This window comes from Paraburkholderia fungorum, from assembly GCF_046027215.1.
Lineage (GTDB): Bacteria > Pseudomonadota > Gammaproteobacteria > Burkholderiales > Burkholderiaceae > Paraburkholderia > Paraburkholderia fungorum_D.
Genome location: NZ_JAQQEN010000001.1, coordinates 826,368 through 846,467, shown reverse-complemented (window position 1 = coordinate 846,467; position 20,100 = coordinate 826,368). Strand labels below are relative to the sequence as shown.

General features: G+C 61.8%; 16 protein-coding genes. 9 read left to right on the top strand and 7 right to left on the bottom strand.

Translation table 11 applies throughout. The features are described from left to right. Positions 1-104 precede the first annotated feature (104 nt). The 4 genes from PQR27_RS03785 to PQR27_RS03770 all read left to right on the top strand — a co-directional run bounded on the left by PQR27_RS03785 (position 105) and on the right by PQR27_RS03770 (position 3,412). Positions 105-863 (top strand): Smr/MutS family protein, encoded by a 759-nt coding sequence (locus PQR27_RS03785; protein ID WP_408522376.1) that lies wholly within the window; start codon positions 105-107, stop codon positions 861-863. A 13-nt stretch (positions 864-876) separates the two neighbouring features. Then, the gene (locus PQR27_RS03780) at positions 877-1,497 is read left to right on the top strand and encodes a trimeric intracellular cation channel family protein (protein ID WP_408525398.1); all 621 of its coding nucleotides are present in this window, start codon (positions 877-879) and stop codon (positions 1,495-1,497) included. A 202-nt stretch (positions 1,498-1,699) separates the two neighbouring features. Then, positions 1,700-2,359 carry a glutathione S-transferase family protein gene (locus PQR27_RS03775; protein ID WP_408525397.1) on the top strand — a complete coding sequence of 220 codons (660 nt, stop codon included), beginning with the start codon at positions 1,700-1,702 and terminating at the stop codon, positions 2,357-2,359. Between the two features lie 135 nt (positions 2,360-2,494). Beyond that, complete coding sequence (locus PQR27_RS03770) at positions 2,495-3,412, top strand: LysR family transcriptional regulator (protein WP_408522375.1); 918 nt, start codon at positions 2,495-2,497, stop codon at positions 3,410-3,412. A gap of 112 nt (positions 3,413-3,524) precedes the next feature. Here the strand turns inward: PQR27_RS03770 and PQR27_RS03765 are convergent, their stop codons facing one another. The 4 genes from PQR27_RS03765 to PQR27_RS03750 all read right to left on the bottom strand — a co-directional run bounded on the left by PQR27_RS03765 (position 3,525) and on the right by PQR27_RS03750 (position 7,964). Further along, positions 3,525-4,640 carry an ABC transporter ATP-binding protein gene (locus PQR27_RS03765; RefSeq protein ID WP_408522374.1) on the bottom strand — a complete coding sequence of 372 codons (1,116 nt, stop codon included), beginning with the start codon at positions 4,638-4,640 and terminating at the stop codon, positions 3,525-3,527. A 100-nt stretch (positions 4,641-4,740) separates the two neighbouring features. Beyond that, positions 4,741-5,598 (bottom strand): carbohydrate ABC transporter permease, encoded by an 858-nt coding sequence (locus tag PQR27_RS03760; RefSeq protein WP_408522373.1) that lies wholly within the window; start codon positions 5,596-5,598, stop codon positions 4,741-4,743. After that, positions 5,588-6,526, bottom strand: coding sequence for a carbohydrate ABC transporter permease (locus PQR27_RS03755; RefSeq protein WP_408522372.1), 939 nt, complete (start codon positions 6,524-6,526; stop codon positions 5,588-5,590). The genes PQR27_RS03760 and PQR27_RS03755 overlap by 11 nt, the downstream gene beginning before the upstream one ends. Before the next feature lie 190 nt (positions 6,527-6,716). Beyond that, a complete protein-coding gene (locus tag PQR27_RS03750; protein WP_408522371.1) occupies positions 6,717-7,964 on the bottom strand; it encodes an ABC transporter substrate-binding protein in 1,248 nt (415 codons plus the stop codon). A gap of 553 nt (positions 7,965-8,517) precedes the next feature. Here PQR27_RS03750 and zwf point away from each other — a divergent pair. From zwf to PQR27_RS03725, 5 genes are all read left to right on the top strand, one after another. Then, positions 8,518-9,981 carry a glucose-6-phosphate dehydrogenase gene (gene zwf / locus PQR27_RS03745; RefSeq protein ID WP_408522370.1) on the top strand — a complete coding sequence of 488 codons (1,464 nt, stop codon included), beginning with the start codon at positions 8,518-8,520 and terminating at the stop codon, positions 9,979-9,981. Positions 9,982-10,161: 180 nt separating this feature from the next. Then, complete coding sequence (gene pgl / locus PQR27_RS03740; protein WP_408522369.1) at positions 10,162-10,959, top strand: 6-phosphogluconolactonase; 798 nt, start codon at positions 10,162-10,164, stop codon at positions 10,957-10,959. After that, positions 10,937-12,853, top strand: coding sequence for a bifunctional transcriptional regulator/glucokinase (locus PQR27_RS03735; RefSeq protein WP_408522368.1), 1,917 nt, complete (start codon positions 10,937-10,939; stop codon positions 12,851-12,853). Before pgl ends, PQR27_RS03735 begins: the two co-directional genes overlap by 23 nt. Before the next feature lie 631 nt (positions 12,854-13,484). Next, a protein-coding gene (locus tag PQR27_RS03730) for an IS3 family transposase (RefSeq protein ID WP_408522367.1) occupies positions 13,485-15,034 on the top strand; the annotation gives its coding sequence in 2 pieces (ribosomal slippage) (positions 13,485-13,959 and positions 13,959-15,034; 1,551 coding nt in all). 225 nt (positions 15,035-15,259) lie between these two features. Continuing rightward, positions 15,260-16,192 carry a bestrophin family protein gene (locus tag PQR27_RS03725; protein ID WP_408522366.1) on the top strand — a complete coding sequence of 311 codons (933 nt, stop codon included), beginning with the start codon at positions 15,260-15,262 and terminating at the stop codon, positions 16,190-16,192. Positions 16,193-16,205: 13 nt separating this feature from the next. Here the strand turns inward: PQR27_RS03725 and PQR27_RS03720 are convergent, their stop codons facing one another. The 3 genes from PQR27_RS03720 to dcd form a co-directional block, all read right to left on the bottom strand. After that, positions 16,206-16,949, bottom strand: a complete 744-nt coding sequence (locus PQR27_RS03720) for a lysozyme inhibitor LprI family protein (RefSeq protein WP_408522365.1) — start codon at positions 16,947-16,949, stop codon at positions 16,206-16,208. A gap of 2 nt (positions 16,950-16,951) precedes the next feature. Continuing rightward, on the bottom strand, positions 16,952-19,237 hold the full coding sequence (locus tag PQR27_RS03715; protein WP_408522364.1) for an Orn/Lys/Arg family decarboxylase: 2,286 nt from the start codon (positions 19,235-19,237) through the stop codon (positions 16,952-16,954). An 87-nt stretch (positions 19,238-19,324) separates the two neighbouring features. Further along, positions 19,325-19,894, bottom strand: a complete 570-nt coding sequence (dcd, locus tag PQR27_RS03710; RefSeq protein ID WP_012432068.1) for a dCTP deaminase — start codon at positions 19,892-19,894, stop codon at positions 19,325-19,327. Between the last annotated feature and the right edge of the window lie 206 nt (positions 19,895-20,100).

The window sequence follows — 20,100 nt, the reverse complement described above, 5'->3', positions numbered from 1 at the left end:
TGCTTGCGCTGACGGCCCGGCACTGCATGACGGCGCCCCGCGACACGTTTCGGCGCCGGCGTGGCGTCGCACGATCGATCTACTTTTCTGCGTGTATTAGCGATATGCCGAAGAATCAGCCCCACCCCAGCGAACCGAAACGCGCACGCGCCGCTGCCAGGCCCGCGCCGGAAACGGCTGCGCCCGCCGTCAAAGCGAAGCTCGAACCAGCCGCGGGCCTCGCCGGCCTGGGCGCGTTGCGCGAGGCATTAAAGGGCGATGCACAACGGCGTGAGCGCGAGTGCACGGCCGCCGCGGCAGCGCAGCGCGAAGCCTCGGCAGATGCCGACCTGTTTCGCCGCGAAATCGGCTCGGTCGCGCCTCTCGCGGTCCCGCCACGCGCCAGCTTGCCGCGCAATCCCCCGCCGCCGCTGCCGGTGCAAACCAGACTCGACGAAGAAGCCGTGCTGCACGAAGCGATCTCTGACGAGTTCGATCCCGAGATCCTGCTCGAAACCGACGAAACGCTCTCCTATTGCCGGCCCGGCATCAGCCAGGAAGTCGTGCGCAAACTGCGGCGCGGCGACTGGATCGTCCAGGCGCAAATCGATCTGCACGGCATGCGTCGCGAGGAAGCCCGTGAAGCGCTGGCCGAGTTCATCCGCGAGTCGGTCAAGCGCGGCTTGCGATGCTTGCGCGTGATTCATGGCAAGGGCCTCGGATCGATCGGCAAGGAGCCGGTGCTGAAGGGCAAAGTGCGCGCGTGGCTGGTGCAGAAGGCCGAGGTGATCGCGTTCTGTCAGGCGCGTGCACATGACGGCGGCGCGGGCGCGGTGGTCGTGCTGCTGCAGCCGGGTGCAACGCCGGCTCACCCCAAAGCCTGACGGGGCCCCGGTGATTCATCCCAGGCTGACGCTCGCGCTGACCATCATGGAGGCGCTGGCTATTTTCGCCTACGCGATTTCGGGGTTTATCGAAGCGAGGACGCGCCGGCTCGACGCAGTGGGAACGTTTCTGGTGGCGATCGCCACGGCCTTCGGCGGCGGTACGTTACGCGACGTGCTGCTGGAGCGGCGGCCCTTCTATTGGGTCGAGAATCAGCCGTATGTGATCGCGATCTTCGGGATGTCCCTGTTTGCGCCGATGGTGCTGAAGATGACCTCGCGTCTGCTGTCCGAGCGGGTCTTGCTGGTGGCCGACGCGATCGGACTTGGCTTGTTCAGCATTTCCGGCACCTCGATCGCACACGATGCGCAGATGCCGTGGTTCACGTCGGTGATGATGGGTGTGCTGACCGGGGTGTTCGGCGGCGTGATCCGGGATGTGCTCTGCAACGAAGTCCCGTTGATCCTGCGCGACTCGAGGCCGTACGCAACCTGTGCGTTTGTCGGATGCTGGTTGTACGTCCTGCTCGACTACCTCGACTTCGATACGATTTACAGCGTGCTGATCGGCACGGCATTCATTCTGCTGGCGCGGCTCGTGACGTTCAGATTCAACGTGCGCTTGCCGCACTAGCCGCGCGCCGCCCGTCGGATTCACGGGTTTGCGCCCTGAAAGTTTGTGAGGTTTTGTCTAGACAAATCGCGGCGCATATCCTTATGTGCGTAGCGGCAGGCGCTCGTTGTCGATTTCCGGCACCCTCGTTCGTCGTCAGGTAAACGGCCGCCTGGCCGCCGCCGCGCCACAGCGCCCCTCGAACCCCTCGAAAGTGACCGCGATGCCCCTGAAACTCTATGCCCACCCCTTTTCGTCCTACTGCCAGAAGGTCCTGATCGCGCTTTACGAAAATGGCACACCCTTCGAATTGCGCCTGCTCGCGCATGACGACCCGCAGGTGATGGCGGAGTTTGCCGCGCTCTGGCCGATCAGGCGTTTCCCGCTACTCGTCGACGGCAACCGCACGGTCGTGGAGGCGAGCATCATCATCGAGTATCTCGGGTTGCATTACCCCGGGCCGGTGTCGCTGCTGCCGGCCGACGCCCGCGCCGCGCTCGAAGTGCGCAGCATGGACCGCTTCTTCGACAACTACATCTCCACACCGCAGCAAAAAATCGTCTACGACAGCATGCGCGCCGAACCGGAGCGTGACCCACGCGCGGTAGCCGAAGCACGCGAAATGCTCGACACCGCCTACGGCTGGCTCGACAAGGTCATGGCGGAGCGCGAATGGGCTGCCGGCGACGCCTTCAGCATGGCGGACTGCGCGGCGGCACCTTTTCTGTTCTATGCCGACTGGACCCATCGCATCGGCCCGGCGTTTGTCAACGTGCTCGCCTACCGGCAACGGCTGCTGGCGCGTCCGTCGTTTGCACGCGCGGTCGACGAAGCGCGCCCCTATCGCCCGCTGTTCCCGCTCGGTGCGCCCGACCGGGATTGAGCGCCGGGTGCGCTGAAGTCCCGTGCGCGGCCCGGGCGCGAACATGCGTCGCGCTTCTGTAACGGGACAACAATTTTTCCAACCTATACACTTCACTTCGAAACCACCTTCCGCCCATTACTCACAAGGCAAAACATGGACCGTTTCGAAGCGATGGAGATATTTACGCGTGTGGTCGAAGCGAACAGCTTCTCCAAAGTATCCGAATCGCTTGACCTGCCCCGCGCCAAAGTCAGCCGCACGATTCAGGCGCTGGAAGAACACGTCGGCGTACGGTTGCTGAACCGGTCGACGCGCCAGGTGAGCGTCACCGAGGACGGCGCGCTGTTCTACGAGCGATGCGTGCGCATTCTCGCCGAGGTAGCCGACGCGGAATCGTCGCTGTCGAACAAGCGGGAGAACCCGACCGGCACGATCCGCGTCGACACGTCCGGCACGCTCGCGCGCGCACTGCTGCTTCCCGCGCTCGATGACTTCTACAGACAATACCCCGAGATCGACGTGCGGCTCGGGCTCGCGGATCGCAATATCGACCTGATTCAGGACGGGGTGGATTGCGTGATCCGCATGGGCACGCCGGAAGAATCGAGCCTCGTCGCGCGGCGGATCGGCCAGGCGCGGATCGTCACCTGCGCGTCGCCCGCCTACCTGGAGAAATACGGCACGCCGACAACGCTCGAGGAGCTCAGCGGACATCGCGCGGTCAACTACGTGTCGGCGCGCAGCGGCAAGACCTTTCCGTTCGAATACGAGGTGGACGGCGAGATCGTCAAGGTGTCGATGAAGGGTGTGCTGGCCGTGAACGACGGCTCTGTCTATATCGGCGCGGGTGCGCTGGGCCACGGCATCATTCAGCCGTCGCGGTTCATGGTGGCGGATCTGATCGAACAGGGCGTGCTCCGGGAAATCCTCACGACCTATACGAGCCCCGGCACGCCGCTGTCGATCCTCTACGCGCATCGCCGCAATCTGAGCTCGAGGCTGCGCGCGTTCACGGAATGGGTCGGTGAACTGACGCGCAAGAATCCGGATCTGCGCATTTCTGACGCCTGAGTCCGCGCCGCTTCCACTTAAACCTGGCTCAGGCAGCAAAAAGCCCCATGCGTTTCGCAACGCATGGGGCCTTTTGCATCCAGACCTTCGCGGTCCGGTCATGCAACTGCCATCAGGCGAGCCGCTCTTCGTTGGCCGGATCGAACAACACCGCCTTCGATGCGTCGAACAACAGCGTCGTATTCGACAGGGGCTGCGGATTCGAAGCCGGGTGCACGCGGCTCACGATACGCTTGCCGTTCACCTGCGCGAACACCAGCGTGTCCGGACCCGTCGGCTCGATCACGTCGACCTTCACTTCGATCGGCTGCAGGTTCGCGTTGTCGCCATGGGCACCGCGTGCGTCCGTGATCCGCTCAGGGCGCAGGCCGAGAATCACTTCGCGCCCGACGTGCGACTTCACCTTCGCCGAATCGAACGGCAGGCTCAACACGCTGCGCGCCACGCCGGTATCCAGTTCGATGCCGACGCCCGAGCCCTGCTCCACCAGCTTGCCTTGAATGAAGTTCATCGGCGGCGCGCCGATGAAGCCCGCCACGAACAGATTCGACGGCGAGTCATAAATCTCCTGCGGGGCGCCGAACTGCTGCACCACGCCGTCTTTCATCACCGCGATACGGTCGCCGAGTGTCATCGCTTCGATCTGATCGTGCGTCACGTAGACGATCGTCGTGCCGAGGCGCTGATGCAGCAGCTTGATTTCCGAACGCATTTCGATGCGCAGCTTGGCGTCCAGGTTCGACAGCGGCTCGTCGAACAGGAACATCACCGGATCGCGCGCGAGCGCACGGCCCATGGCCACGCGCTGGCGCTGACCGCCGGACAGTTGACCCGGCTTGCGATCCAGCAAATGCGTGATCTGCAGCGTGTTCGACACGCGATCCACGATCTGCGTCTGCTCCTGCTTCGGCACCTTGCGGATGCCGAGGCCAAAGGAGATGTTCTCGCGCACCGTCATGGACGGATACAGCGCGTACGACTGGAACACCATCGCGATGTCGCGATCTTTCGGCGACAGGTTGTTCACCGTCTTGCCGTCGATCTGGATCTCGCCCTTGGTCACGGTTTCGAGGCCGGCGATCATGTTGAGCAGCGTCGATTTCCCGCAGCCCGAGCCGCCCACGAGAATCAGGAACTGGCCGTCTTCGATGTCGATATTGACACCCTTCAGGACCGGCACCCCGTTCGGGTAAGTCTTGTACACGTCACGGATGGAAAGGCTTGCCATGCTGTGAATCCTCTTGTCTCTGGTACTGCTTGAAAACGTCTTTGTCGGGTGACGGCGGCGCATCATGAAGCGCCGCCGCGCTCGGAATAAACAACCAGCGTTAGCCCTTCACTGCGCCCGCCGTCAGGCCGCGCACGAAATAGCGGCCGGCGATGATGTACACGAGCAGGGTCGGCAGTGCGGCAATGATCGCGCCGGCCATGTCCACGTTGTATTCCTTCACGCCGGTCGAGGTGTTCACGAGGTTGTTCAGCGCCACCGTGATCGGCATCGAATCGACGCCGGAGAACACAATCCCGAACAGGAAGTCATTCCAGATCTGCGTGAATTGCCAGATCAGGCACACCATGAAAATCGGCAGCGACACCGGCATCAGAATCTTCGTGAAGATGGTGAAGAAGCCCGCGCCGTCGATACGCGCCGCTTTCACGAGTTCAGCCGGAATGCTCACGTAGAAGTTGCGGAAGAACATCGTGGTGAAAGCGATACCGTAGATCACGTGCACCACCACCAGACCGGTCGTCGTGTTCGACAGGCCGAGCGCGCCTTCGAAGCGCGCCATCGGCAGCAGGATGGCCTGGAACGGAATGAAACAGCCGACCAGGATCATCGTGAAGATCGGATCCGCGCCGCGAAAACGCCAGTGCGTGAGCACATAACCATTGAACGCGCCGATGATCGACGAGATCAGCACGGCCGGAATCACCATGCGCACCGAGTTCATGAAGAACGGCTGCATGCCGTCGCAACGCACGCCGGTACAGGCACCGCTCCATGCCTTGATCCAGGGATCGATGGTCCAGTGCGTGGGCGGCGTGAGCAGGTTGCCGGTGCGCAACTGGTCGACGTCCTTGAACGACGTGGACAGCATCACATACAGCGGAAACAGGAAATACAGGGCGAACAGAATCAAGGCCGCATAAATGACGGCACGGCTGATCGTCATCTTAGGCTGCATTGCGCGTGCTCCTCGATTCCAGATACATCAGCGGCACGAGCACGGCCACGACGGTGGCGAGCATCATCATCGACGATGCCGCGCCGACGCCCAGCTGCCCGCGATTAAACGAAAACGTGTACATGAAAATAGCCGGTAGCGACGACGACGTACCCGGACCGCCCGCCGTCAATGCGACGACCAGGTCGAAGGTCTTGATCGTGATGTGGCAGAGAATCAGCAGCACGGAGAAGAACACCGGGCGCATGCTCGGAATCACGATCTTGCGATAGATGGTCGGCAAGCCCGCGCCATCCATCTGCGCCGCCTTGAAGATTTCAGCGTCGACACCGCGCAAGCCTGCAAGGAATAGCGCCATCACGAAGCCGGTGGATTGCCACACCGCCGCGATCACGACGCAGAAAATCGCCTTGTCGGGGTCGCCGAGCCAACTGAACGAGAAGCTCGTCCAGCCCCAGTCGTGGAACACTTTTTCGAGGCCGATGCTCGGCGTCATGATCCATTGCCATGCCGTACCCGTGACGATGAACGACAGCGCCATCGGGTAAAGGAACACCGCGCGCAGTGCGCCTTCATTGCGGATCTGCTGATCGAGCAGAATGGCAAGGAACAGACCGAGGCCGATACAGACACCGATGAACGGGATGCCGAACCAGCCGAGGTTCGCAGCCGAGGTCCAGAACACGTCGTTATCGAACAGTTCGCGATAACGGTCGAGACCGACAAATTCATAACGTGGCATCAGTCGCGAATTCGACAGCGACAGAAAGCCGGTAATTGCAATGAAGCCATACACGAAGATCAGGCTGATCACGACGCTGGGTGCGAGCACCAGCTTCGGAATCCAGCGATCGGCAAGGGCCGCCATCGGCGACGTGCGGCGGGTGACGGTGGCCGTCTTCCCGTTTCCGCTGATAGAAGCAGTCACTACTCGACTCCTGCTGAAACTGTGCCACCGGGACGTTCGCGCATGAAAAACGCGAGGCCGCAACGGCATAGGTGTGACTCTATGAAACCAAGGGTAAAGCCGCCTGCAACTCACGCATTCAGCGGACCCGAAGGACGCGCCAGGCGTCCACTAAGGGAATGTCCTGGCGCGCCGCTTCGCTTGACGCTACTTACTTGGTCTTCGCTGCCTTCGCGAGCGCTGCAACTGCGCTCTTCGAATCCTGCTGCGAGTTCATGAACTTCGTGACCACGTCCGAGATCGCGCCGGCTGCTGCATCCGGTTGCGCCATGCCGTGTGCCAGCGAAGGCACATAGCCGCCCGACTTGATCGCCACTTGTTCATCCGCATACGACTTCTTCGCGCAGTCGTCGAACTTGGCCATCGACACGCCCAGACGCACCGGGATCGAGCCCTTGTTCAGGCTGAACTGTTCCTGGAACTCCGGCGACATGATCGTCTTCGCCAGTGCGAGCTGGCCCGGCGTGGCGGCCTTCTGGCCCTTCTGCTGGAAGAACACGAACGAGTCGACGTTGAACGTGTACGACTTTTCCGTACCCGGCACCGCGGCGCAGATGTAGTCCGAGCCCGACTTCTTGCCGGCGTTGGCGAATTCGCCCTTCGCCCAGTCGCCCATGAACTGCATGCCGGCCTTGCCGTTGATGACCATTGCCGTTGCCAGGTTCCAGTCACGGCCCGTGCGGCCCGCGTCGAAGTAACCCTGGATCTTGCGGACCGTGTCGAACACACCGACCATCTTGTCCGAGGTCAGCGTCTTTTCGTCGAGGTCCACCAGCGCCTTCTTGTAGAAGTCCGAGCCTTGCGACAGCACCACGTCTTCCCACAGCGTCAGGTCTTGCCACGGCTGGCCACCCATCGCGATCGGCTGGATGCCCGCGGCCTTCATCTTGTCGGCCACAGCGAAGAACTCAGGCCACGTGGTCGGCACCTTGCCGCCTGCCTTCTCCAGCGCTTCCTTGTTGATGTACAGCCAGTTCACGCGGTGCACCGAGAACGGCGCCGCCACATAGTGACCGTCTGCGTGCATGATCTTGTCGATTTCCGGCGGCAGGTTCTTCTTCCAGTCGCCAGCGGCCGCGTCGATCGGCACCAGCACGCCTTGTTGCGCCCAGTCCTGGATCAGCGGACCCTTGATCTGCGCAGCGCTCGGCGCGTTGCCGGAGATCACCTGCGTCTTGAGTGCCGTCATGGCAGCCGCACCCGCGCCGCCAGCAACCGCGAAGTCCTTCCACGTGTAACCTTGCTTCGTCATGTCGTCCTTGAGGACGCCGACGGCTTTCGATTCGCCGCCCGAAGTCCACCAGTGCAACACTTCGATCGATTCGGCAGCTTGCACAGCCGACACGCCACACATCAGACCTGCGGCGCACAAAGCGCCCATGATCGCGCGAAATTTCATTGCTTATCTCCTCCAGACACCTGAACAAAAAACAAATGGCCCCTGATGTCGCCAGGGTGCTGTGGTTGGTTCAAACAGGCAAAACACTGGGCGATCGAGCACGGTCGGGCACATGCGCAAGGCACGTGCCGGCGGACCGATGTCCGGCCGCTGGAAGCTCAAGAGATGAGTGGTTCGGGATGCAACTGACTGTCTCCTCTTTTGATTTTTGCCTGCCCGCGTCGCGCGCGGCAGACTCGAGGTGCCTCACACGCTAACTGGCAAATCGCCCGGCCATCATGTTGCCGGCCGCTCAGCCGTCCGGCTTTCCATAAGGGCCGCCGGGCCATGCTGGCACGTGCCGGCACGCAATGTCCGTTAACATGCAGGGGACGCCTGCCGATTCGGGAAAACGCGCATCTTGCCGAACAGCGCACGCTTTTTTCATCGAATTAGGCCTACCTCTTGATTTGGATTGTAGTTAAACTACAATTCAGTGTCAAAAAATATTTTATCGGACTACGGTCGCCCTTTCCGGTCATCACGGCGGCCCCCAGGATATCGACGGAGACTCATGCAAACCGACTCAAGCTTCACCTTCGTTCTCTTCGGCGGAACCGGCGATCTGTCGATGCGCAAGATCCTGCCGGCACTGTTTGAAGCGCACCGTGCAGGCGGCATGCTGGCCGACAGCGGCAAGATCGTCGCGGTGGCACGTCACGCGGCTGATCGTGGCGAGTACATCCAGTGGGTGAACGAGCACGTCAAGCCGCACGTGTCGAAGAACGGTGTGGATGAGGCCGCATGGGCGAGCTTCCTTGAACGCATCGAGTTCGTGAAGATCGATCTCGGCAATCCGGAAGACTTCGTGCATCTGCGCGATGCCATTCAGGACTTGCCGGGTATCCGCGTGTTTTATCTGGCAACGGGTCCCTCGCTATTCGTGCCGATCTGCCACGCGCTCGCCTCCGTCGGGCTCAATGAGAATGCGCGCATCGTGCTGGAAAAGCCGCTGGGCTACGACCTGAAGTCGTCCAATGCGATCAACGACGCGGTCGGCGAAATCTTCGCTGAAGAGCAGATCTACCGGATCGACCACTACCTCGGTAAGGAGCCGGTGCAGAACCTGCTCGCGCTGCGTTTCGGCAATGTGCTGTTCGAGCCGATGTGGCGCCGCGAGTGGGTCGAGAGCATCCAGATCACCATCGCTGAAGAACTGGGCGTGGAAGCCCGCGGCGACTTCTACGACAACACCGGCGCATTGCGCGACATGGTGCAGAATCATTTGCTGCAACTGCTTTCGATTGTCGCGATGGAACCGCCGCATTCAATGGATTCGGATTCAGTGCGCGACGAAAAGCTGCGCGTGCTGCGTGCGTTAAAGCCTATCGATCCGCGCGACATCGGCAAGGTCGCCGTGCGCGGCCAGTATCATGCGGGCGTGATTCGCGGCCAGGCAGTGCCGGCTTATGCAACGGAACCCGGCGTGAAGCCTGACAGCACGACCGAAACCTTCGTTGCGGTGAAGGTGGAAATCGAAAACTGGCGTTGGGCCGGCGTGCCGTTTTTCCTGCGCACCGGCAAGCGCCTCGCGGACCGCGTCGCGGAGATCGTGGTGAATTTTCGTGCGGTGCCGCATTCGGCGCTGGGCTCGTCCGCGTTGCGCGGCGGAGCGAACCGTCTGGTGATCCGCCTGCAGCCGAACGAAACCATTCGCCTCTACTGCCTTGCCAAGCAGCCGGGCGAAGGCATGAACCTCGCCAGCGTGCACCTCGACCTCGCGTTCGACCAGTTCTTCCGCGAAGGGCAGATGGAGGCGTATCAGCGTCTATTGCTCGACGTGATCAATGGCCGTCTCGCGCTGTTTGTGCGGCGCGACGAACAGGAAGCGGCATGGCGTTGGGTCGAACCGATCCTTAACGAATGGGCGGGCACCAACAAGCCGCCCAAGCCGTACGCATCCGGCACGTGGGGACCGGCCGCCGCGAGCGCGATGCTGGCGCAGCACGGCACCTGCTGGCTCGAAGAAGAGAATTGAATCACGGTGGCGGCCCGCGCTTGAGCGAGCGCGGCCTGCCGCCCGCAAGACCCACCGACGAACTGAACGGGATCGCGCCGGTATCTCGAAGGCGCCTGCGAGTCATCTCCCTCGCAGGCGGTGTACGGGAGCAATACGGTACATCCCGCAGATCCAACAAGAAAGCAGCACGGAGGAGAAGTGATCGAGCTTCACGCTTTCGACGATCAACGCGCCCAATCCGGCGCGTTGGCGAAGGCGGTTGGCGACGCGTTACATGCGTCGCTCGCCGTACAGGCGGACGCGTCCATAACCAGCACGTCCGTCACCGGCATGTCCGCTACCGGCATGTCCGCTACGGGCATGCCCGTCACCGGCATGTCCGCGACCGGCATGTCAGCCCATGGCGCGCGTCCGGCCATGCTTGCAGTGTCCGGTGGCACCAGTCCGCGTCCGTTCCTGCAGACATTGTCCACGCAATCTTTCGACTGGGCGCGCATTGCCGTGACGCTGGTCGACGACCGCTGGGTGCCGGAAACCGACAGCGCGAGCAACTCGCAACTCGTGCATGACACGCTGTTGCTGAACGCCGCGAAAAGCGCCGTTTTCTGGCCGCTGGTCGATACCAGCCAGGATCTGAATGCGCACATTGCCGCGCTGAACGCCGACCCGCGCTTTAGCGCCGTGCCGGACGTCGCGATTCTCGGCATGGGCGAAGACGGCCACACCGCGTCGATCTTCGCGGACGCCCCCGAGTGGGATCACGCGATCACCACCACTGAGCGCTTCGTGGCCGTGCATCCGGGCAACGCGCCGCATTCGCGCGTCAGCTGGTCGTTATCCGCGTTGCGAGAAGTGAAGCACCTGTTTCTGCTGATCGCCGGACCGCGCAAGCTCGACGTGTTGAATGCCGCCGCCGCTGCGCCACAAAAAAATGCCATCTCGAAGTTGGCGAACGACAAGGGAGTGAGACTCGATGTCTACTGGTGTGCAAACTAAGGCTATTCCGGGCGCGGGCCAGCACGCCGATGGACCGAGGCTGCTAGCCGACATCGGCGGCACCAATGCGCGTTTCGCGCTGGAAACCGCACCGGGCGAAATCGCCTCGGTGCAGGTGTATCCGTGTGCGGACTATCCGGGCGTGGCCGATGTCATCAAGAAGTATCTGAAGGACACCAAGATCGGCCGCGTGAATCATGCGGCGATTGCGATTGCGAACCCGGTCGACGGCGACCAGGTCAGCATGACGAATCACGACTGGAGTTTTTCGATCGAAGCCACGCGCCGCGCGCTCGGCTTCGACACGCTGCTGGTGGTGAACGACTTTACCGCGCTGGCGATGGCGCTTCCCGGCCTGACCGACATGCAGCGCGTGCAGGTGGGTGGCGGCACGCGTCGTCCGAACAGCGTGATTGGCTTGCTCGGCCCCGGCACCGGCATGGGCGTATCCGGCCTGATCCCCGCCGACGACCGCTGGATCGCGCTCGGCAGCGAAGGCGGCCATGCCACCTTTGCGCCGGCCGACGAGCGTGAAGACATCGTGCTGCAATATGCGCGCAAGAAGTGGTCGCATGTGTCGTTCGAACGCGTGGCCGCCGGCCCCGGCATCGAAGTGATCTACCGTGCGCTGGCGGGCCGCGACAAGAAGCGTGTGGCGGCGAATGTCGACACGATTGAAATCGTCAAACGCGCGCTGGAGGGCGAGCCGCTGGCGGCCGAATCCGTCGACGTGTTCTGCGGGATTCTCGGCACCTTCGCGGGCAATATTGCCGTGACGCTCGGCGCGCTGGGCGGCATCTACATTGGCGGCGGCGTGGTGCCGCGGCTCGGCGAGTTCTTTGCGCGCTCCTCGTTTCGCAAGCGCTTCGAGGCGAAAGGCCGCTTCGAGCCGTATTTGCAGAACGTGCCGACTTACGTGATTACGGCTGAGTATCCGGCATTTCTCGGCGTCTCGGCGATTCTGGCCGAGCAGTTGTCGAACCGCGCGGGCGGCAGCTCGTCTGCCGTGTTTGAACGGATTCGCCAGATGCGCGATGCGTTGACGCCGGCTGAGCGCCGCGTGGCCGATCTCGCGTTGAATCATCCGCGCTCGATCATCAACGATCCGATTGTCGATATCGCCCGCAAGGCTGACGTGAGCCAGCCTACCGTGATCCGTTTTTGCCGTTCGCTGGGTTGCCAGGGCTTATCCGATTTCAAGCTGAAGCTGGCGACGGGTTTGACCGGCACGATTCCGGTGAGTCATAGCCAGGTGCATCTGGGCGATACGGCGACGGACTTCGGCGCGAAGGTGCTGGACAACACCGTGTCGGCGATTTTGCAGTTGCGTGAGCATTTGAATTTCGAGCAGGTCGAGCGGGCGATCGATCTGTTGAACGGCGCGCGGCGGATCGAGTTTTATGGCCTCGGCAATTCGAACATTGTCGCGCAGGACGCGCACTACAAGTTCTTCCGGTTTGGCATTCCGACGATTGCCTACGGGGATCTGTATATGCAGGCTGCGTCTGCTGCGTTGCTTGGCAAGGGTGATGTGATTGTGGCGGTGTCGAAGTCAGGGCGCGCGCCGGAGTTGTTGCGGGTGCTCGATGTTGCCATGCAGGCAGGGGCTAAGGTGATTGCTATTACTTCTAGCAATACGCCTTTGGCCAAGCGGGCTACTGTCGCTCTCGAAACCGATCACATTGAGATTCGTGAGTCGCAATTGTCGATGATTTCGCGGATTCTGCATCTGGTCATGATTGATATTCTTGCTGTTGGTGTCGCTATTCGGCGCGCTGTTCCTAGCGCTGATGTGGCGGAGACTGTGGCCAAGGCCCGGCAAGGGGCTGATGATGATGCTTCAGCTGTGCTGGATTGGTTGAGTCATGGGGTGGCTTCTTCGCCACGAGATTAGGGTTTGTTTTTTGCCTTTGGCGGCGGCATTTTCCTGGTTCTGGCCGCTTTGGCCTTTTCTTGATTTCTTATTGGTCTATTAGTGTCGCCCCTGTGCGGGGCGGCACCTACTTTTCTTTGCCGGCCGCAAAGAAAAGTAGGCAAAAGAAAGCGGCTCCAACCGCTAATTTTTAAGCGGCTCCGTTGGCTTGGAGGGGATCGTGGCTCCGTAGAGATTGAGCCTGCAGACCTTCCCGCCTGAGTGACCAGGCCGTCATGCTTCCGGCGGCGCTACGCGCGCCGATGCGGTACTTCATAAAACCAATTGGTGTTTTCGGCGCCTCGCCGAGGCGAAGCCGATGTTCCCGCTACGCGCAACCGAAGCACCTAGTTTCCCCGGTGGACCCAACCGCGACGCACGTAGTGCGGAGTGGGAGCGGATGACGGCTGTGTCACGGGTGGTTACGGACCGAGGTGTGATCCGTTAATCGGACCACCAGCCCCTCCAAGCCAGGGGACCCACTTAAATGTTGGCGGTTTGAGCCGCTTTCTTTTGCCTACTTTTCTTTGCGGCGGCCCCTCCATGTCAGGCTAGTTGTCGCCTCACCCGAACCGATTAATGTAAAGATGGGGGGGCGGACAGCGAATGGAAGATGAAACGCTATTCAGCGGAAACCCGGGAGTGGGCAATCAAACAGATGATGCCGCCGTTCAATCGGGCGGTCATCGAGCTGGCTGGAGCGACGGGCATCACGACAGTGACGCTACGCACCTGGCGGCAAGGTGCAAGACAGGCTGGAGAATTCATGCCGGGCAATGGCAAAACGGGCAATCGATGGTCGAGCGCCGAGAAGTTCAGGGCGGTGCTGGAGACGGCGTCGCTCAACGAGATCGAGATCTCCCAGTACTGCCGCAGCAAGGGTATTTATCCTGAGCAGATCCGCCAGTGGCGCGAGGCGTGCGAGCAGGCCAACGGGGTGCCTGAAACGAAACCCACGGCTGCGCAGCGCAATGAGGCAAAGGCTGCGCAAAAGCGGATCCGCGAACTGGAGCGTCAGCTCAGGCGCGCTGATGCGGCCCGTGCGGAGGCGGCAGCGTTGCTGGACCTGCGAAAAAAAGCCGAAGCGATCTGGGGCAAGGAAGAGGACGACTGATCAGCAGCCCGGATCGCGAAGAAGCCATGCAGTTGATCGATGAAGCGGTACGGCAGGGGGCAGGACGGGCGCGTGCATGCGAGCAGTTGGGGCTCAGCGTGCGCAGCGTCCAGCGCTGGCGCCTGGCACCGGAGGACGGGCGCATCCAGGCGAAGCGTGAAGCGCCGCCTAACAAATTGAGTGAGGCGGAGCGTCAGGCCGTGCTTGAAGCGGCCAACCGCCCGGTGTACGCGAGCCTGACGCCGCACCAGATCGTGCCCAAACTGGTCGACGAAGGGGTTTATCTGGCCTCGGAGTCGACCTTCTACCGGATCCTGAAAGCGGCGGGACAGGGGCAGCGTCGGGGCCGTGCGAAGGCCCCGCAACCACGCACGCTCACGACGCATCGTGCCGATGGACCAAACCAGGTATGGTGCTGGGACATTACGTGGATGCCGAGCACGGTCAGGGGCCGGTACTTTTACTGGTACATGATGAAGGACATCTACAGCCGCAAGCTGGTGATGAACGAGGTGTGGGAACAGGAGTCGGCCGAACATGCGGGCGAGTTGCTGAACAGGGGATGTCTGCGTGAAGGAATCGCCGGGCGTCCGCTGGTGCTGCACTCGGACAATGGCAGTGCAATGAAAGGCGCCACGATGCGCGCGGCCATGATCGACCTGGGGGTAGAGGCTTCGTTCAGCCGGCCGAGGGTGAGTAACGACAACGCCTTTGCCGAGTCGCTGTTCCGTACGGCGAAGTACTGTCCGTTGTGGCCCGAGCAGCCGTTCGACACGCTTGAGGCGGCCCGCGTATGGGTGCAGCGCTTCGTGCAGTGGTACAACGAGGAGCACTGCCATAGCGGCCTGAAATATGTCACTCCGGGGCAACGGCACCGCGGCGAAGCCCACGACCTGCTGGCGCGCCGGCGAGCGCTGTACGAGCGCGCACGCATGCAAAACCCTGCACGCTGGTCAGGTGCCATCCGCGACTGGCACCTGCCAGATTCGGTGTATCTGAACCCGGAGCGAAGCTCGGCCTCGGCCGAAATGTACAAGCAAGCAGCGTAACGGTTCACGCGACAACTACCTTGACACACGCCGCGGCAAAGAAAAGTAGGTGCCCCCCCGCACAGGGGGAACGCTAATAAACCAATAACAAAGCAAGGAAAGGCCAAAGAAGCCAGAACCAGGAAATGCCGCCGCCAAAGGCAACAAAAAACCCCGACATCAAAGGCAAAAAAACCAAACCAGCGATAATACAAACCCCACCGCCGAAGGCAACAAGCGCCCCAAATGATCATCCGCCCACATCTCCATTGGTTCCGCATGCTGCTAGCCTGGCGCGGCTCCGTCCTCCCGCGCCTCATCCCCAGGTTGTTCCTGATCTTCTGCATCGCCGTTATCGCAGTGGCGGCCCACGATCATCTCCTCCCGATCTCGCTCAACCTCAACCTCAACTCCACCGCCCCATTTTCATTGATCGGCATAGCCTTAGCGGTATTTCTAGGCTTCCGTAACAATGCCAGCTACGACCGCTGGTGGGAGGCCCGCAAACTCTGGGGGCAACTGCTAAACGACACCCGCTCACTCACCCGCCAGGCCCTCACGCTGCCAACCAGTCAGTTGCCCCAGGAAGCCATCAAGGAATTCACCACCGTCCTCGGCGCCCTTCCCCATGCTTTACGTCATCAGCTGCGTAAAAGCGACCCACGCGAAGACCTCGCCGCACGGCTGCCTCAGCCGCTCTTCGAACGCGTCATAACGTCGCGCTACAAACCGGCGACGCTCATGCTCTGGCTAGGCGAATGGGTGCAGCGGCAGGCGCGCGCGGGCGCAATCGATCCGATGGCGGTGCTCGCCTTCGACCGGAATCTGAATGGAATATCGGATGTGATCGGCGGTTGCGAGCGCATCGCATCGACGCCGCTGCCCTTCGCCTACTCAGTGATGATTCACCGCACGGTGTACTTCTTCTGCGCGTCGCTGCCGTTCGGATTGGTCGACAGCATCGGGATTTTCACGCCGGTTTTCGCGGTGTTCGTCGCGTACACCTTCATGGCGCACGAAGCCATCGCCTCGCAAATCGAAGAACCGTTCGGCACCGACGACAACGACCTCGCGCTCAACCTGTTATCCGTCTCTATCGAAGACGCCACGCGCGATCTGCTCGGCGAACCCGCCCTCGACTTGCCGAAGCCGCAAGCCGAAGACTACATACTCGACTGAACAGGCCACGCGCTCAGTCGTTGCCGACCGTCTCCGACAAGCGCTTGAGTGTGGCCACCCGCGCACCGATGATATCGATCCGGCCGCGTTCGTCGATCAATGACGTGGTGGCGTCGAGATAGGTGGTCCAGGCATTTTGCGCATGCGTAAGTGTGGCGCGCGAATGCGCCGGCAATCTGGTTTGCAGGCGACGGTAATAGCGGTTCAGATCGAACGTCGCGTGCTCGCATTGCGCGTCCGCGGTGCAGACACGTGGGCGGCGCGGCGGGTCGCCGCCGGCACTGGTCCTGGCCACCGCGCTGCGCAGCGCAAGCGCGCGATCACGCACCGGCTGCAACTGCATATCGGCTTCAGCCAGCACATACATCGAACCATGCGTCGTGGCGAACACGGCGCTCAGCAATTGCTTCTCGGCATCGCGCGAAGCCTGCCAGCTTGCCTGGCTTTTTTCCCACTGCTTGCGCTGCGCCGGCGGCAGCTTCGGCTGAAGCTGCTGCCACGCGCTGTCCAACGCGGCCTTCCAGCCAATCCGCGCGTTGTCCATGCATTGCACCTGCCCACTCGTCGACGACATGTCGCTGCGCGCCAGACACGTGCGCATCGCAGCGTCGATCGGATCGGCGGCGGCCACTTCTGCACGTGCCGCCGAGGGCGCCACAGCACACGCCACGCCGAGTATCGCCGTCGACGTCAAGGCCAGCGCGCAGAACGCGCGCCGCCAGCCGTCGACGCCCAGCCGGAACTTCGCCTGCCGCATCGTCAGCCGCGCACGCAATCGACGAAATATTCGATGCGTCCGTTAATCGTTTCGCCGACGAGCCCGTGGATGTCCGTGTGGAAACCCGGGAAGCGCTCGTTGAATTCGCGCGCGAAACGCAGATAGTTGACGATGGTCTTGTTGAAGCGCTCGCCCGGAATCAGCAGCGGAATGCCCGGCGGATACGGCGTCAACAGAATCGACGTGACGCGGCCTTCGAGTTCGTCGATAGGCACGCGGTCGATCTCGCGGTGCGCGAGCTTGGCGAACGCGTCGGACGGCTTCATCGCCGGCTCCATGCTCGACAGGTACATCTCGGTCGTCAAACGCGCAATGTCGTTCGCACGGTAGACGCTGTGGATCTGCTCGCACAGATCGCGCAGGCCAACGCGCTCGTACATCGGATGATGTGAGACGAACTCGGGCAGCACGCGCCACAGCGGCTGGTTGTTGTCGTAGTCGTCCTTGAACTGCTGGAGTTCGGTGACCATCGAGTTCCAGCGGCCCTTGGTAATGCCGATCGTGAACATGATGAAGAACGAATACAGACCGGTCTTCTCGACAATGATGCCGTGCTCGGCCAGATACTTCGTGACGATCGCCGCCGGAATGCCGGACTCGCCAAAGCCGCCGTCCATGTCCAGACCCGGCGTGACGATGGTCGCCTTGATCGGATCGAGCATGTTGAAGCCTTCGGCGAGCGGGCCGAAACCGTGCCACGCGTCGTTCGGACGCAGCATCCAGTCTTCGCGCGAGCCGATGCCTTCTTCGGCGAACCGGTCCGGGCCCCACACCTTGAAGAACCAGTCGTCGCCGTATTCGGCGTCGACCTTGCTCATCGCGCGGCGGAAATCCAAAGCTTCCGCGATCGACTCTTCGACCAGCGCGGTGCCGCCCGGCGCTTCCATCATCGCCGCGGCCACGTCGCACGACGCGATGATCGCGTACTGCGGGCTCGTCGACGTATGCATCAGATACGCTTCGTTAAAGCGATGCTTGTCGAAACGGCTGTTCTTCGAATCCTGCACGACGATCTGCGACGCCTGCGAAATGCCGGCCAGCAGCTTGTGCGTGGAGTGCGTGGCGAACACCAGCGCGCCGATGCGCGGACGACCCGCGCCGATCGCGTGCATGTCCTGATAGAACTCGTGGAACTCGGCGTGCGGCAGCCAGGCTTCGTCGAAGTGCAGCGTATCGAGCCACTCGCCGAGCATTTCCTTGATCATCTCGACGTTGTAGATCACACCGTCATAGGTGCTTTGCGTAATGGTCAGAATGCGCGGCTTCAGATCCGGGTTTTTGGCGAGCGCTTCACGGGCGAACGGATTCGCCAGGATCTTCTTCTTGATGTTTTCCGGCTCGAACTCGCTGCGCGGAATCGGACCGATGATGCCGAAGTTGTTACGCGTGGGCGTGAGGAAAACCGGAATCGCACCGGTCATCGTGATCGCGTGCAGGATCGACTTGTGGCAGTTGCGGTCCACCAGCACGATGTCGCCCGGCGCCACCGTGCCGTGCCAGACGATCTTGTTCGAGGTCGACGTGCCATTGGTCACGAAGAACACGTGGTCGGCGCTGAAAATGCGCGCGGCGTTGCGCTCGGACGCGGCCACCGGGCCGGTATGGTCGAGCAGCTGGCCGAGTTCGTCGACGGCGTTGCACACGTCCGCGCGCAGCATGTTTTCGCCGAAAAACTGATGGAACATCTGCCCGAGCGGGCTCTTCAGGAACGCCACGCCGCCCGAGTGCCCCGGGCAGTGCCACGAATACGAGCCTTCGTCCGCGTACTGCACCAGCTCCTTGAAGAACGGCGGCGCGAGCGAATCCAGATACACCTTGGTCTCGCGGATAATGTGGCGCGCGACGAACTCCGGCGTGTCCTCGAACATGTGGATGAAGCCGTGCAGCTCACGCAGGATGTCGTTCGGCAGATGGCGCGAGGTGCGCGTTTCGCCGTACAGGAAGATCGGAATATCCGCATTGCGGCGGCGCACTTCCGTCACGAACGCGCGCAACGCGACGATCGCGGCAGCCAGTTCGGGCGTTTCGCCTTCCACCACCACGTTATCCACGTACGGCAGCAGCTCGTCGTCGTCGATCGACAGGATGAAGCACGACGCGCGGCTCGACTGCTGCGCGAACGAAGTCAGATCGCCATAGCTCGTCAACCCGAGCACTTCCGCGCCTTCTTTCTCGATTGCTTCGGCCAAAGCCCGGATGCCGGAACCCGAGATATTCTCGGAGCGGAAATCTTCGTCGATGATGACGACGGGAAAACGAAACTTCATGGGCGATTCTCCAAAAAGAACGACCGCTGCATTCTGTAAATTGCAGCGGTCACCCGGTATAGCTGGTGGGTCAGTGCGCTGCCGACGTCACGTTTTAGGCAACGTGACGCCGTGCTGACCTTGATATTTGCCGCCGCGATCCGCGTACGACGTCTCACAAATTTCGTCGCTTTCGAAAAACAGCACTTGAGCGACGCCTTCGTTTGCGTAGATTTTCGCAGGCAAAGGTGTCGTATTCGAGAATTCGAGCGTCACGTGCCCTTCCCATTCCGGCTCGAACGGCGTCACGTTGACGATGATCCCGCAACGCGCATACGTGGACTTGCCCAGACACACGGTCAGGACGCTGCGCGGAATGCGGAAATACTCGACCGTGCGGGCCAGCGCGAACGAATTCGGCGGGATGATGCAAACATCGCCCTTGAAGTCGACAAACGACTTCTCGTCAAAGTTCTTCGGATCGACGATGGTCGAGTTGATGTTGGTGAAGATCTTGAATTCGTCGGCGCAGCGGATGTCGTAGCCGTAGCTCGAGGTGCCGTAGCTGACAATCTTCCGGCCGTCTTCGGAGACGCGCACCTGATCGGGCGCAAACGGCTCGATCATATTGTGCGACGCGGCCATGCGCCGGATCCACTTGTCGGATTTGATGGTCATAGTTAAACGCTGCTCGACTTGAGTAACAGGAATGTGACAGGTAACAACCCGGCGATTACCAGGCAACAACCAGGCAACAACCGGGCGGCTATCGGCAAACTGCCGGGGACGGGCTCAGGCGGCGCGCCGGTCGACCCGGCGCTGCCAGACGGGTCTCCTGTGCCAGGCCACCGGCTACGCGCGCCGGAATGCGCGCCCCAGGCTGC